The sequence below is a fragment of the Stenotrophomonas sp. YIM B13575 genome, from assembly GCF_042787595.1.
In the GTDB taxonomy this organism is placed as follows: Bacteria; Pseudomonadota; Gammaproteobacteria; order Xanthomonadales; family Xanthomonadaceae; genus Stenotrophomonas; species Stenotrophomonas lactitubi_B.
This window is the reverse complement of record NZ_JBHZOP010000012.1, coordinates 138,778-153,852: the sequence shown is the minus strand read 5'-3', so window position 1 is coordinate 153,852 and position 15,075 is coordinate 138,778. Positions and strand designations below refer to the sequence as shown.

The window sequence follows — 15,075 nt, the reverse complement described above, 5'->3', positions numbered from 1 at the left end:
TGGTCTCCAAGGTGAAGCGTGCCCCCGCCAAGGGAGATCGCTTTGGGTCGAAAGCAGGCATCGAGGATCTGGACCTCCAGCGGGACGATCAGCCGGAAAGGCCTGGTTGGGTGGGCGCGTCGCTGCCAACGTCCTGATCAAGCAGGCAATCAATGAAAGCACGCAGTGCCGGCAGCATGTGACGCCGGCTGGAATAGTAGAGGAAGAGGCCGGGCACCGTCGGCGACCAATCGGCAAGTACGCGTTTGAGCCGTCCATCGCGCAGGGCGTCCGCTATGTCACTGTCGTTGTAGGCGTACAGGATTCCAAGTCCCTGCAGCGCGGCGGGCACGATGATGTCCTGATGGTTCGAGATCACCTTTCCATCACCGAAGAACTCGATCGCCTTGTCCTTCTTCTTGAACGGCCAGCCCGCGACCTTGCCGCTGCCCGGAAAGCGCCAGTTGATACAGGCGTGGCGGCTCAGATCCGCCGGCGTCCTGGGTGTGCCATGCCGGGCAAGATATTCGGGCGAAGCTACGGCAAGCAGCTCGAAATCTGGAGTCAGCCGGACCGCCACCATGTCATTCTGCAGCCGCCCACCTACCCGTATGCCGGCATCGAATCCCTCTCCCGCGATGTCGCTGAGGCCATCATCTATCACGATATCGAGAACGACATCGGGGTTGGCCTGCGCGAAACGTCCCAACCGTGGCGCGAGCACGCGCTTGGCGCCCATGCTCAGGGTGTTGATACGCAGGGTTCCCGCCGCACGCGCACTCGCGCCCATTGCCTGCGCCACGGCTTCGTCCATCTCGCGAAGCATGGGGGCCATGCGCTCATGCAGCCGCCGACCGGGCTCGGTCGGCGAGACGCTGCGTGTGGTGCGGTTCAACAGGCGCACGCGCAGCCGGGCTTCCAACTGGCGGATGATCTGACTGAGGGCCGACCGTGACAGGCCCAGATGATCGGCAGCCCGCGCGAAGCTGCCGCGCTCGACCACGGCCACAAAGGCCTTGAGTTCCGCAAATTCGGAGCCGCGCATTGTGCACTGATTCCTACATGGCCTGATCGGATAATAGGTGATTCTCTAACCGCAGGAAAGCAATCAATCTAGCTCCGCACACCCCAAACGGAGCATTGCAATGAAAGATCTGGACCTGCCCGCGCCGATCGCAGCCTACTTCGCCGCCGACCACCAGAGCGGTCATGCGGTAGCCTCCTGCTTCACCAGGGAGGGTTTAGTCCTTGATGAGGGCAACACCCATTCCGGCGCGGCCGCGATCGAAGCCTGGAAGAACGAGGCATCTGCCAGGTACACCTATACGACCCAACCTCACACTCTGGAAACCCAGGGGCGCTCCCACGTCGTTACCTGCCGGGTGTCGGGCAACTTTCCCGGCAGCCCGCTGGACCTGCGTTACGTCTTCGTGCTGGAGCGCGGCAAGATCGCCTCACTGGAGGTCGCGCCATGAATTTCGATCTCCAACTGGCGGGAAAGCGCATCCTGGTAACGGGCGGCACGCGCGGCGTCGGCGCGGCTGTCGTCGAACTGCTGTCCCAGCTTGATGCCCGGGTCGTCGCGACGGCACGCTCGATTCCGAAGCAGCCTGTCGAGGGCGTCCACTACGTGGCGGCCGATCTCGCGACGGCGCACGGGGTACGCGAAGCGGTCGAGGCGGCGCAGGAAAAGCTCCATGGAATCGACATCCTCATCAACGTGGTCGGTGGCTCTTCGGCGCCTGCTGGTGGCTTTGCCAGGCTGGACGATGCCGAATGGGCCACGGCGCTCGATCTGAACCTGATGTCGGCCGTGCGGATGGATCGTGCATTGCTCCCCGCGATGATCGCGCAGGGGGACGGTGTGATCCTGCATGTGTCGTCGATCCAGCGCATGCTGCCGCTGCATGACGCCACGATCGCCTACGCCGCCGCGAAGGCGGCGTTGTCCACCTACAGCAAGGCCCTGTCCAAGGAAGTGACCCCCAAGGGCGTGCGCGTGATCCGTGTCTCGCCGGGTTGGATCGAGACGGAAGCTGCGGTCGATTTCCTCGGCGGCATCGCCGCCAATGCCGGCACCGACTACGAAGGTGCCAGGCAGATGGTCATGGATGCGCTGGGCGGGATTCCGTTGGGGCGCCCGGCCAAACCGAGCGAAGTGGCCGATCTCATCGCGTTCCTGGTCTCGCCCCGTGGGGCCTCCATTTCGGGATCGGAGCACATCATCGACGGCGGAACGGTGCCGACGGTGTAGGCAGGCTTCCGCTTGGCCGAGCGCTGATCACGTCCGGCCTTGCCCCCACGCCAATCAGTACGCTGGATCAAGTTATCAGGATTCCATGCAACCCATGATCCTGCCGCTCAGCGCAAAGTTGCCCTGCCGACCATCACCACCTGGGATAACACACATGTCCAAGCTCATTTCCGCCGTGCTCGCCGCCGCCCTGGCGGCCGGCTTCAGCCCGTCCACACAGGCCGCCGATGCCGCCGCTGGCGATGCCGGCCGGGTGAAGAACGTCGTCCTGGTCCATGGCGCCTTTGCCGATGGCGCGGGCTGGCGTCCGGTCTACAACGAGCTGACCGCGCTCGGCTACCGTGTATCGATCGTGCAGAACCCGCTGACCTCGCTTGCCGATGACGTGAAGGCCACCCAGCGCGTGCTCGACCGACAGGATGGTCCCACTATCCTGGTCGGCCATTCCTGGGGCGGCACCGTGATCACCGAAGCCGGCGTGCACGGCAAGGTGGCAGGCCTGGTCTATGTATCCGCGCTGGCACCGGATGCAGGTGAGACCACCGCACAGCAGTACGAAGGGTTCGCCCCCACCCCCAGGTTCGTCATTGAAACCGGGAGCGACGGCTTCGGATTCATCAGCCAGACCGCGTTCAAGGCCGGCTTCGCACACGACACCACGGACGCTGACGCCGCATTCCTGCGCGACTCGCAGGTGCCCATCAACATGTCGGCGTTCGCCACGAAGCTGACACAGGCCGCCTGGCGGACGAAACCCAGCTGGGCCGTCATTGCCACCGAAGACCAGGCATTCGACCAGGCGATGCTCATCCACATGGCCGAGCGCATCAACGCCCGCATCACCAGGGTTTCGGCAAGCCATGCGGTCTTCATGACGCAGCCCAAGGTGGTCGCCCACACGATCGACCAAGCGGCCAAGGAAGCGATCAGCTCGACAAAGTAGGCTCCGGCAGCAGGACATCGGGCGCCGACTCCTCGGTCGCGCCCGGCGTCTTCGTCCAATGCGTCCGACCCTCGATCAGCCGCCCTGCCCCAGCTCCCGCGCAAGGAAAGGCGCCGTCCTGCTGCCTTTGGCGCGGGCCACTTGTTGCGGCGTTCCCTTCGCCACAATGGTGCCACCCGCAGCACCGGCGCCCGGCCCGAGGTCGATCACCCAGTCCGCCTGCGCGACGGCACGCATGTCGTGCTCGATCATCACCACCGTATTTCCGGCCTCCACCAGCCGCTGCAGCTGGACAAGCAGCCTGTCCACGTCCGACGCATGCAGGCCGGTGGTGGGCTCGTCCAGCACGTAAAGCGTGCGCCCACGCTGGCTGCGCTGCAGCTCGGTGGCCAGCTTGATACGTTGTGCTTCACCGCCTGACAGTTCCGTGGCCGGTTGGCCCAGTCGCAGGTATCCCAGTCCGATGTCCTGCAGCAACTGCAGCGGGCGGGCAATGGCATCCTCCTCGATGAAGAACGCATGCGCCTGCTCAACCGTCATCTGCAGGACCTCGGCGATGTTGCGGCCGTTCCACAACACCTTCAACGTGGCCTCGTTGTAGCGGGCGCCGTGGCAGGTGGGGCAAGGCGCATAGACGCTGGGCATGAACAACAGCTCGACGCTGACGAACCCTTCGCCCTCGCAGGTCTCGCATCGGCCCTTGGCAACATTGAACGAGAAGCGGCCCGCATCGAAGCGACGGCGGCGCGCATCGGGTGTCGCCGCGTACAGCTTGCGCACGTGGTCGAACAGGCCGGTATAGGTGGCCAGGTTGGAGCGTGGCGTGCGGCCGATGGGCTTCTGGTCCACCTGCACGACCCGCTGGATGGCGTCCACATCACCTGCAAGCTGGCCTCGCGTGGTTTCGATCACGGCCGGCCCTTCCGTAGGCGTGCCCTCCGCTCCATCGTCTGCGGGCTCATGCCCCAGGTGCAGCAGCATCAGCTCAGGCAGTGCCTGCGCCATCAGGCTGGACTTGCCGGAGCCCGAAATGCCGGTCACTGCGGTCAGCAGCCCCAGCGGCACCTGCGCATCCACACCCCGCAGGTTGTGGCGGTGGATGCCCTTCAGCTCCAGCCAACTGTTGGCACTGCGCTGCCGGCTGGCGGCCGCAGGCACCTGGTCGAACAGGTACCGGGCCGTGCGTGAATCCTGCACGTGCCGCAGGCCTTCGGGCTCGCCGCTGTAGAGCACGCGCCCGCCATGCTCGCCCGCCTCAGGGCCGACATCCACCAGCCACTGCGCGCGGCGCATCAGCTCCAGATCATGTTCGACAACGAACACCGAGTTCCCGCCGTCACGCAGCCGGTCCAGCGCGTCGTACAGCGCCTGACTGTCGGCGGGATGCAGGCCAGCCGAGGGCTCGTCGAGCACGTACAGCACCCCAAACAGCAAGGAGCTGAGCTGGGTGGCCAGCCGCAGACGCTGTAGTTCGCCAGCCGATAGCGTTGGCGTGGCGCGATCCAGCGAGAGGTACCCCAAGCCCAGGCCTCGCAGCTGGTGTACACGCGCCATGACACCGCCTGCAAGCCGCTGTGCAGCCAGACGTTTCTCCTCCGACAGGGCAGAGGTCAGCCGTACGTCGGGGGCCGAAGCATGGACAGGACGACCGCTCGCTGCCCGCGTGGTGCGGTCGCGGCGGGTGGCGCTTCTGCTGGTGCGTTCACCCCGGCTGTGTGCGCTGAAGTCGCCCTGAGCGATGGGCTCCAGTAGATCCGCCAGTTGATCCAGCGGCAGGCGCATGAATTCACCGATATCCACGCCCGAGAAGGTGACCGAAAGTGCCTCCGGCTTCAGGCGCTTTCCGTGACAGGCCGGGCACAGCTTGCCTTCCATGTAGCGGGAGACCCGCTTCCTCATCAACGCGCTCTGGGTATTGGCAAACGTGTGCAGCACGTAGCGACGGGCGCCGGTATACGTGCCCATGTAGCTTGGCTCCAGCTTGCGCTTGAGCGCGGCACGGGTTTCGGCGGGCGTGAAGCCGGCATAGACCGGCACGGTCGGCGTCTCCTCGGTGAACAGGATCCACTCCCGGTCCTTCTTCGGCAGCTTCTTCCACGGTATGTCGATGTCGTAGCCGAGCGTGACCAGGATGTCGCGCAGGTTCTGGCCATGCCATGCCGGCGGCCAGGAGGCGATGGCGCGTTCGCGGATGCTCAGCGACGGATCCGGAACCATCAGCGCTTCGGTCACCTCGTAGACGTGCCCAAGGCCGTGGCAGGTGCTGCAGGCGCCCTGTGGCGTATTCGGTGAGAAGTCCTCGGCGTACAGCATGGGCTGGTTGGCCGGGTATGCACCTGCACGCGAGTACATCATGCGCACCAGGCTGGACAGCGTGGTGACACTGCCCACCGATGAACGTGCATTGCTGGCGCCGCGCTGCTGCTGCAGGGCGACCGCCGGCGGCAGACCGTCGATGGCATCCACATCGGGCACTCCCGCCTGGTCGATCAGGCGGCGTGCATATGGCGCTACGGATTCGAAGTAGCGCCGCTGCGCCTCGGCGAAGACGGTACCGAAGGCCAACGATGACTTGCCAGAACCCGATACTCCAGAGAACACCACCAGTGCGTTGCGCGGAATGGAGACATCGACATTCCTGAGGTTGTGCTCGCGCGCGCCGCGCACCTCGACGCAGCCGCTGGCGGCGGCAGCACATGACGATTCGCCAAAGGGGGTGTTGGACATCTTCGCGATCCTGCAGGCAGTAAGCGGCACGCAGCAGAGCGTACCCGTTGACACATTCTCGCTGCTGCGGGGTGAATGGAGCGAGGGAGTTCCGCCCCGGGGGCTCGAATCCGCCATCAAGGACCGGTAACCCGGCCTTCACAGCTACCACGGCACCTGCAATGCAACCATGCAGGACGCACCCTCCCCCTTGGTAGCCCATGCCCCACCTTCGTCGTCTATTTGGCCGCTGGCTGCGCCTGCGTCGTCGTGTGCGTTGGCGCTGGCGTGAACACCAGGCCTCGGTCCCGGCCATCGAGGCCACCGAGGGCCCACTGCGTGCCGCGCTGTACAGCGTTGAACAGATGGAGGTGTACGGCCGCGCGCTGGCGCGCCAGCACCGCGTGCGGATGCGACCCGGCCCGGAGCGCCTGCTCGAACGCCTGCAGGCCAACGAGCGGGTGCTGGAAGACGCCAATTCGCTGCTCAGCAGCGTGGTACGCGAACAGCGGCCGGTAACCCCGGCGGGGGAATGGCTGCTCGACAACTACTACCTGGTTGAGGAACAGATCCAGACCGCGCGGCGCCACCTGCCGCGCGGCTACAGCCGGCAGCTGCCGTCCCTTGTCTCGGGCCCCTCGGCCGGGTTGCCGCGGGTGTATGAGCTGTCGATGCAGGCCATCGCGCACGGTGACGGCCGCATTGACGCGGACACGCTGGGCCGTTTCATCGCTTCGTACCAATCGCTCGCGCCGCTGAGCCTGGGCGAGCTGTGGGCGGTTCCCATCATGCTGCGCCTGGCGCTGCTGGAGAACCTGCGGCGCATGGCGGCGCGGGTGATGCGCGATGGAACCGACCGTCGCCTCGCTTCGCAATGGGCGGACAGCCTCAATCAAGCCGCTTCCGAGACCCCGACCGATGTGGTCCTGGTGGTTGCGGACATGGCACGATCCACGCCGCCGTTGACCGGCGCGTTCATCGCCGAGCTGACGCGCTCGCTGCATGGGCGCGGCGGTGCCTGGGCCATGCCCGTCGCGTGGCTGGAACAGTGGGCTGCAGCGGCCGGGCAGCGCGTCGACGAGCTGGTCGCCGCCGAGGGGCAGCAGCAGGCGGCCGACCAGGTGTCGATCGGCAACAGCATCGGCAGCCTGCGCTTTCTCTCCACCATGGATTGGCGCACGTTTGTCGAAGAGATGAGTGTGGTGGAGCAGCGGCTGCGCGAAGACCCGATGGCCGTCTATGCGCAGATGGATTTTGCCACCCGCGACGCCTACCGCCATGTGGTGGAGAAGATCGCCCGCGGCAGCCGCATGGCAGAGGAGTGCGTTGCCACCATCGCGCTGGACCTGGCACGGACGGCAACACCGCCGGAGGGGCCACGTACGCACGTGGGCTACTGGCTGGTTGGCGAGGGCGTGGACGCCACCGTGGAAGCAGTGGCCGAGGCAGCACCGCGCCACCGCAAGGCACGGCGACTGGCACATCGCGTGCCGCTTGCGCTGTACCTGCTGCCGATCGCCCTGCTGGCGGTGCTGGCCACCGCGGGCCTGCTGGCAACCGGCAGTGGTTCGGTGCCGCTCTGGCTGGCCGCGCTGCTCGCACTGCTGGTTTTCAGTGAGCTGGGCATCGTGCTGGTGAACTGGACCGCAACGGTGCTGGTCGCCCCCAGGCCGCTGCCCAAGCTGGACTTCAGCGAAGGCATCCCTGCCGCCTGCGCCACCGTGGTCGCGGTCCCCTCGATGCTGTCCAGCATCGACGGAATCGACGTGCTGGTCGAAGCGCTGGAGGTGCGGTTCCTGGCCAATCGTGATCCTCAGCTGCGCTTCGTGCTGCTGACGGACTTTCTCGACGCGGCGGAGGCCACGGCGGCGACGGACGACACCCTGCTTGCGCACGCCACGGCACGTATCGAGGAATTGAACAGGCGCTACGCGCCCGAGCGCGGCGATCGTTTCTACCTGCTGCACCGCCCCAGGCAATGGAACCCGGGTGAAGGCGTGTGGATGGGACACGAGCGCAAGCGCGGCAAGCTGGCGGCACTCAATGCCCTGCTCCGTCTGGGCGATGCGGCCGCGTTCATGCGCATCGTCGGTGACGCGGCTGCGCTGATCGGCGTCCGCTACGTCATCACGCTGGATTCGGATACACAACTTCCGCGGGATGCGGCACGCGCGTTCGTCGCCACCCTGGCGCACCCACTCAACCGCCCGCGCTTCGATCCCACGCTGCAACGCGTGGTGGAGGGCTACGGCATCCTGCAGCCCAGCGTCGGCACCAGCCTGGGCCGGCGCCGTACTTCGCGTTTTGCCCGGATGTTCGGCAGCGAACCTGGCATCGATCCTTATACGCGCATGGTCTCGGACGTCTACCAGGATCTGTTCGACGAGGGCTCGTTCGTCGGCAAGGGCATCTATGACGTCGAGGCCTTCGAGCACGCGCTCGAGGGTCGCCTGCCCGAGAACCGCATCCTCAGCCACGACCTGCTGGAAGGCTGCTATGCACGTGCGGGCCTGGTCAGCGATGTGCGCCTGTACGAGGACTACCCCGAGCGCTACGCCGCCGACACCAAGCGCCGTGCACGCTGGATCCGCGGTGACTGGCAGCTGTTGCCGTGGTTGATGCCGTGGACGCCGCGCCCGGGCCAGGGATGGGAACGCAACCGGCTCAGTCTGCTGTCGCGCGGCAAGTTGCTGGACAACCTGCGCCGCAGCCTGGTGCCGATTGCTGCGCTGGTCTTGCTGGTGGTGGGCTGGCTGTATGCCGGAAACCCTGCTGCATGGACGGCATGGGTGCTGGCACTGTGGTACGCGCCGCCGCTGATAGGCATGCTGCGCGATGCCCTGAGCGTTCCGGACGACACGCCGCTGGAAGCGCATTACATCAAGGTCGGGCGCGGCACGCTGCAATCGCTGCTGCGCGCGTCCACCCAGGTCGCGTGCCTGCCCTTCGAAGCATTGCTGGCGAGCGACGCGGTGCTGCGCACGCTCTGGCGCATGGCCGTCACGCGCCGCCACCTGCTGCAGTGGAACCCTTCAAGCGAAGTCGAGCGCCGTCTCGGCAGCGACCGCGGCGCGGAATGGCGGGTGATGGCGCCGGCCTCACTGCTGGCGATCGCCTTGGTGGTTGTGGTCGCCAGCGTGCGTCCGCAGGCGCTGCCGTTCGCCCTGCCCTTGCTGTTGGCCTGGGCCTTTGCCCCCGCGTTGATGGCGTGGCTGGGCCGGCCGCCGGCCGCGAGCGTGGCGGAGCTTTCGGTAACGCAGCGGGCGTTCCTGGGCCGGCTGGCGCGGCGCACCTGGTCCTTCTTCCAGGCCTGGGTGCGCGAGCAGGACCATTGGTTGCCACCGGACAACATCCAGGAGCATCCGTCGCTGGTGGTGGCACGCCGCACCTCGCCAACCAACATCGGCCTGTCCCTGCTGGCCAATCTGTCGGCATGGGATTTCGGCTATCTGCAGCTGGGCGCGGTCGCTGAACGTACGGCCCTCACCTTCGACACGCTGGACCAGCTGCCGCGCCATCGCGGCCACTTCCTGAACTGGTACGACACTGAAACCCTGGCGCCGCTGCCGCCGCGCTACGTTTCCACCGTGGACAGCGGCAATCTTGCCGGGCATCTGCTGACGCTGCGCCAGGGCCTGCTCGCGCTGGTGGATGCGCCGGTGCTGGCGCCGCACACCTTCGATGGCCTGGCCGATACGCTCGGCGTGCTGGAAGAGGAACGGCAGCGCCATCGCCGCGACGATGCAGCACTGGTCGAGGCGCTCAACCATCTGCGCCAGCGTCTGGCCTCAACGCGTGTCGACCGCCCTGTCGGAACGGCGGAGATTCTCGTCCGCCTGCAGGAACTGGTCGGCCTGGCCGACGTCGTGCTGGCGCAGTGGCCCGCGCCGCCATCGCCCGAGGAAGGCGAGCTGCACTGGCCGACCCTGTTCGCCGCCGAATGCCATGCCGCCCACGCGTCGCTTGCCAGTCTCCCTGCCGATGCCAATGCGGACGACGAAGCACCGGTGCCCAGCCTGCGCCAGCTGGCTGCGCGGCGCGGCACCGCCGGTGCGGATGCCCGTGCGCGCATCCAGCAGTTGCAGGCCCTTGCGCACCGCGCCGGGCAGTTCTCGCTGATGGAATACGGGTTCCTGTTCTACCGCACCCGCAACCTGCTTTCGATCGGCTACAACGTCGACGACCATCGCCTCGACAACAGCTTCTACGACCTGCTGGCCTCCGAAGCACGGCTGTGCGCCTTCGTCGCCATCGCCCAGGGCCAGCTGGCGCAGGAGAGCTGGTTTGCGCTCGGCCGGATGCTCACCGAGGTCAACGGCACGCCGACGCTGCTGTCATGGAGTGGCTCGATGTTCGAGTACCTCATGCCGCAGCTGGTGATGCCCAGCTATCCGGATACGCTGCTGGACCAGACCACACGGCATGCGGTCGAGGCGCAGATCGTCTACGGGCGGACCCTGAACCTGCCGTGGGGCGTGTCCGAGTCCGGCTACAACGCCGTCGATGCCCGCCTGAACTACCAGTACCGGGCGTTCGGCGTACCGGGGTTGGGGCTGAAGCGCGGCCTGGGCCAGGATCGGGTCATCGCGCCCTATGCCAGCATGATGGCGCTGATGGTGGCGCCGGAAGCGGCCTGCCAGAACCTGCAGGTACTGGAGGGATTGGGGTTTGCCGGGCGCTTTGGAATGTACGAGGCGATCGACTACACCCCTGCCCGGCTGCCGCCGGGGCAGGATCACGTGCTGTTGCGTTCGTTCATGGCCCACCACCAGGGCATGGGCCTGCTGTCGCTGGATTACCTGTTGCGCGACCAGCCGATGCAGCGCCGCTTCCTTGCCGATGTCGAGTTCCAGGCCACCTTGCTGTTGCTGCAGGAACGCATCCCGCGCATCGGCGTCTTCCACCCGCATGAGGTGGAAGCGCTGGGCGAGCACTCGGCCACGGCCGAGGACGAGACGGCGCTGCGCGTACTGCGGGACCCGGGCGGCCCGCGCCCGGAGGTGCAGCTGCTGTCCAACGGACGCTACCACGGCATGCTGACCCATGCCGGCGGCGGCTACAGCCGCCACGGCGATCTGTCGCTGACCCGCTGGCGCGAGGACGGCACCACCGATGCCTGGGGGTCGTTCTGCTATCTGCGTGATGTGGACAGCGGCGAGTTCTGGTCTGCCGCGTACCAGCCCACCTGCGTGGCGGTGGACAATTACGAGGCGATCTTCTCTGACGCCAAGGCAGAGTTCCGTGGTACCCGCCGCGGCTGCGAGAGCCATCTGCAGGTGGCCATCTCCGCCGAGGACGACATCGAGCTCAGGCGCCTGCGCCTGACCAACCGCAGCCGTCGCCCGCGCACGGTGGAGATCACCACCTATGCCGAAGTGGTGCTGGCACCCGCCGCGGCCGATGATGCGCATCCGGCCTTCAGCAACCTGTTCGTGCAGAGCGAGATTCTGGCCGCCAAGCAGGCCGTGCTGTGCACGCGTCGGCCCCGTTCGCACGATGAGGTGCCGCCGTGGATGTTCCATCTGGTTGCGGTGCATGACGCCGAGGTGGTGGCGATCTCCTACGAAACCGACCGTGCGCGCTTCCTGGGCCGTGGCAATACGCCGCGGACGCCGCAGGCATTGACCTCCGATGCCGATCTTTCCGGCACGGACGGTTCGGTGCTCGACCCGATCGTGGCGATCCGTGTCCGTGTGGTGCTTGAGCCCGAGCAGACCGCGCAGCTGGACATGGTGTATGGCGTCGGCGCCGACCGCCCCGGTTGCGAGGTGCTGGTGGACAAATACCGTGACCGCCGCCTGGCCGACCGCGTCTTCGACCTGGCGTGGACGCACAGCCAGGTGGTGCGCCGGCAGATCAACGCCAGCCAGGCCGAGGCGGCGCTGTACGAGCGTCTGGCCGCCCATGTGCTGTATGCCGGTCCACTGCTGCGCGCAGGTGCCGGGGTCCTCCTGCAGAACCAGCGCGGACAATCCGGGCTGTGGAGCCATGCCATCTCGGGTGACCTGCCCATCGTGCTGCTCAAGGTCACCGATGCGGACAACGTGGAACTGGTCAGGCAGCTGGTACAGGCGCACGCGTACTGGCGGCAGAAGGGACTCAACACCGACCTGGTCATCTGGAACGACAGCAAGGCCGGCTATCGGCAGGAACTGCAGGACCAGATCCTGGGGATGGTGGCCGCCAGTTCGGAGACGGGCCTGCTTGATCGCCCCGGCGGCATTTTCGTGCGGCCGGTGCAGAACATGACCCACGAGGATCGCGTCCTGTTGCAGGCGGTGGCACGGGCGGTGATCAGCGACGAGGACGGCACCCTCGCCGCACAGGTCGGCCGCCAACCGCCGCCTCCGCGACGGATCCCGCCTCTGGTGCCGCAGGCAGTGCAGCAGGAACTGGCACTGTCGTCGGAGGCGACGCCGGGGCTGTCCATCGTCGCAGACGCGGGCCTCGACGCAGGCTTGCCCCCGGGCGCCGGGCACGACGAGGAGATGGATGACCCGTGGCCGTTCCTTCCCTACCGCGGCGCCGGCCAGTTCGACAACGGCACCGGCTGTTTCAGTGAGGACGGCCGCGAGTATGTCGTGGTGGTGCGCGAAGACGCGCCGACGCCGGCGCCCTGGGCCAACGTGATCGCGAACGCCCGCCTGGGAACGGTCGTCAGCGAAAGTGCGCCGGGCTACACCTGGTTCGAGAATGCGCACGAGTTCCGCTTGACGCCCTGGCTCAATGACCCGGTCTCGGACACGGGCGGCGAGGCGTTCTACCTGCGCGACGAGGACACCGGTCGTGTCTGGTCGCCGATGCCGCTGCCGCGCAGGGGCACCGGGGCCTACCGTACGCGTCACGGATTCGGCTACACGGTGTACGAGCATGTCGAGGACGGCATCGCCAGTGAGCTGTGGGTCTTCGTCGACGTCGCCGCGCCGCTGAAGTTCTCGGTCCTGCGCCTGCACAACCTGTCGGGCAGGACACGGCGGCTGTCGGCCATCGGCTACGTCGAGTGGGTGATGGGTGACCTGCGCGCGAAGTCGCGCATGCACGTGGTCACCGAGCGCGACCCGCAGACCGGCGCGCTGTTGGCGCGCAATACCTACAGCACCGACTTCGGCGGCCGGATGGCCTTCTTCGACACCGATGCCGACGGCTGCGGCTGGACCTGTGATCGCCTGGAGTTCATCGGCCGCAACGGCAGCCTGCAGGCACCGGCGGCGCTGCGGCGCGAACGGCTGGATGGACGGATGGGCGCGGGCCTGGATCCCTGTGCGGCGATCCAGGTGCCCCTGGAGCTGGCGCCGGGCGACCGCAGTGAAACCACGTTCCGCCTCGGCGCGGGGCGCGACCGCGAGGAAACGCTGGCACTGGCACGAAGCCGCCAGGGCGCCCAGGAGGCCATCGACGCGCTGGACGCGGTGCGCATCCATTGGCGCAATGTGCTGGCCACGGTGCAGGTACGTACGCCGGACCCGGCGTTGGACGCACTGGCCAATGGCTGGCTGGTCTACCAGACCCTGGGCTGCCGCTACCTGGCGCGCAGTGGCTACTACCAGTCAGGCGGAGCGTTCGGCTTCCGCGACCAGCTGCAGGACGCGCTCGCTCTCGTACACGCTCGCCCGGAGCTGACCCGCGAACACCTGCTGCTGTGCGCCGCACACCAGTTCACCGACGGCGATGTGATGCACTGGTGGCACCCGCCGCAAGGTCGCGGGGTGCGCACGCGCTGCTCCGACGACTATCTGTGGCTGCCCCATGGCGCCTGCCGTTACCTGGAGGTCACCGGCGATGCCAGCGTGCTGGACGAGACGGTCGGTTTCATCGAGGGGCGCGCGGTGACCGCAGAAGAGGAAGGGTACTACGACACGCCTACCCCTTCGACGCAGCGCGACAGCCTGTATGCACATTGCGTCCTCGCGCTCGAGCGCGGTTGCCGGCTGCTCGGCGAGCGCGGCCTGCCGTTGATGGGCAGTGGTGATTGGAACGACGGCATGAACCGCGTCGGCGACCAGCAGCGCGGTGAAAGTGTGTGGCTCGGTTTCTTCCTGCACGACACGCTCCACCGCTTCATCGGGGTGGCCAACGCGCGTGGCGACACCTCCCGTGCGCAATGGTGCCAGCAGCAGGCCGACAGCCTGCGCCAGAACCTGGAACTGCATGCCTGGGACGGGGAATGGTATCGCCGCGCTTGGTTCGACAACGGCACCCCGTTGGGCTCGTCACAGAACCAGGAATGTCGCATCGATTCGATCTCCCAGAGCTGGTCGGTGCTGTCAGGCGTTGCCGCACCTGAGCGTGCCACGCAGGCGCTGGATTCGCTGTACACGCATCTGGTGCGAAAGGACGCCAAGCTGATCCAGCTGCTTGATCCGCCCTTCGACCAGACCACGGAGGACCCTGGCTACATCCGTGGTTACGTACCGGGCGTGCGCGAGAATGGCGGCCAGTACACCCACGCGGCCGTGTGGGCGGCGATGGCATTCGCACAGCAGGGAGACGCGGTGCGTGCCTGGGAGCTGGCCGGCATGATCAATCCGCTCAATCACACGCTGGACCCGGAAGCGGTGCAGACCTACCGGGTCGAACCGTATGTGTTGGCAGCGGATGTATACGCCGTGTCTCCTCATGTCGGGCGCGGCGGCTGGACGTGGTACACCGGCTCGGCCGGCTGGATGTATCGCCTGCTGGTGGAATCCCTGCTCGGCATACGTCGGGAAGGTGATCGTCTATCGCTTGCACCGTGCCTGCCCGATCACTGGCCATCATTCGAACTGAGCTACCGCTTCGGTCGCAGCTTCTACGAATTCGTGGTGACCCGCACTGCGCAGGACCAGGCAACGTTACATGTGGATGGCATGCTGCAGCCGGACCTTACCGTCCTGCTTCGGGATGACGGGCATCACTACCGTGTTGCACTTGATCTGGGTGCGCCCCCGGGATGAACGTCCGCCCTGAAATACAGGTGCAGCTTGATGCGCTGGCCGAGATGCTGGTGCACTGGTTGGCGCAGGTGCGGCATCCGGCGCAGTTCTGGCCGCAGTTTGAAACGCTGGCTGCAGAAATTCTGGACCAATGTGAGCACGCGGAAAGGGGCCACGCACACGCGTGCATCCAGGCCATGCTGAAGCGCCACGCGCTCGAGCTGCCGCTCTGGCACGAACGTGACGACAGCGTGCCATCGCGGAAGCCAGAAGAGTGAGGG

7 protein-coding genes are annotated in these 15,075 nt (G+C 66.8%); 5 read left to right on the top strand and 2 right to left on the bottom strand.

The window, feature by feature from the left end:
• Positions 1-88: 88 nt before the first annotated feature.
• Positions 89-1,024, bottom strand: coding sequence for a LysR family transcriptional regulator (locus tag ACFX4F_RS02890; protein ID WP_099818497.1), 936 nt, complete (start codon positions 1,022-1,024; stop codon positions 89-91).
• 100 nt (positions 1,025-1,124) lie between these two features.
• Here ACFX4F_RS02890 and ACFX4F_RS02885 point away from each other — a divergent pair, with 100 nt between their 5' ends.
• The 3 genes from ACFX4F_RS02885 to ACFX4F_RS02875 all read left to right on the top strand — a co-directional run bounded on the left by ACFX4F_RS02885 (position 1,125) and on the right by ACFX4F_RS02875 (position 3,176).
• Entirely contained in the window at positions 1,125-1,454 is a 330-nt protein-coding gene (locus tag ACFX4F_RS02885; protein WP_099818498.1) for a nuclear transport factor 2 family protein, read from the top strand.
• The gene (locus ACFX4F_RS02880; protein ID WP_099818499.1) at positions 1,451-2,233 is read left to right on the top strand and encodes an SDR family oxidoreductase; all 783 of its coding nucleotides are present in this window, start codon (positions 1,451-1,453) and stop codon (positions 2,231-2,233) included. The genes ACFX4F_RS02885 and ACFX4F_RS02880 overlap by 4 nt, the downstream gene beginning before the upstream one ends.
• Positions 2,234-2,327: 94 nt before the next feature.
• Entirely contained in the window at positions 2,328-3,176 is an 849-nt protein-coding gene (locus ACFX4F_RS02875; RefSeq protein ID WP_346577075.1) for an alpha/beta hydrolase, read from the top strand.
• A gap of 75 nt (positions 3,177-3,251) precedes the next feature.
• On the opposite strand, the gene ACFX4F_RS02870 is transcribed toward ACFX4F_RS02875, so the two are convergent.
• The gene (locus tag ACFX4F_RS02870) at positions 3,252-5,903 is read right to left on the bottom strand and encodes an excinuclease ABC subunit A (RefSeq protein WP_380652074.1); all 2,652 of its coding nucleotides are present in this window, start codon (positions 5,901-5,903) and stop codon (positions 3,252-3,254) included.
• A 200-nt stretch (positions 5,904-6,103) separates the two neighbouring features.
• Between ACFX4F_RS02870 and ACFX4F_RS02865 the strand changes: the two genes are divergently transcribed.
• Both ACFX4F_RS02865 and ACFX4F_RS02860 read left to right on the top strand, forming a co-directional pair.
• The gene (locus tag ACFX4F_RS02865) at positions 6,104-14,815 is read left to right on the top strand and encodes a GH36-type glycosyl hydrolase domain-containing protein (protein ID WP_380652071.1); all 8,712 of its coding nucleotides are present in this window, start codon (positions 6,104-6,106) and stop codon (positions 14,813-14,815) included.
• A complete protein-coding gene (locus tag ACFX4F_RS02860; protein ID WP_380652068.1) occupies positions 14,812-15,072 on the top strand; it encodes a hypothetical protein in 261 nt (86 codons plus the stop codon). The genes ACFX4F_RS02865 and ACFX4F_RS02860 overlap by 4 nt, the downstream gene beginning before the upstream one ends.
• The last annotated feature ends 3 nt before the right edge of the window (positions 15,073-15,075 follow it).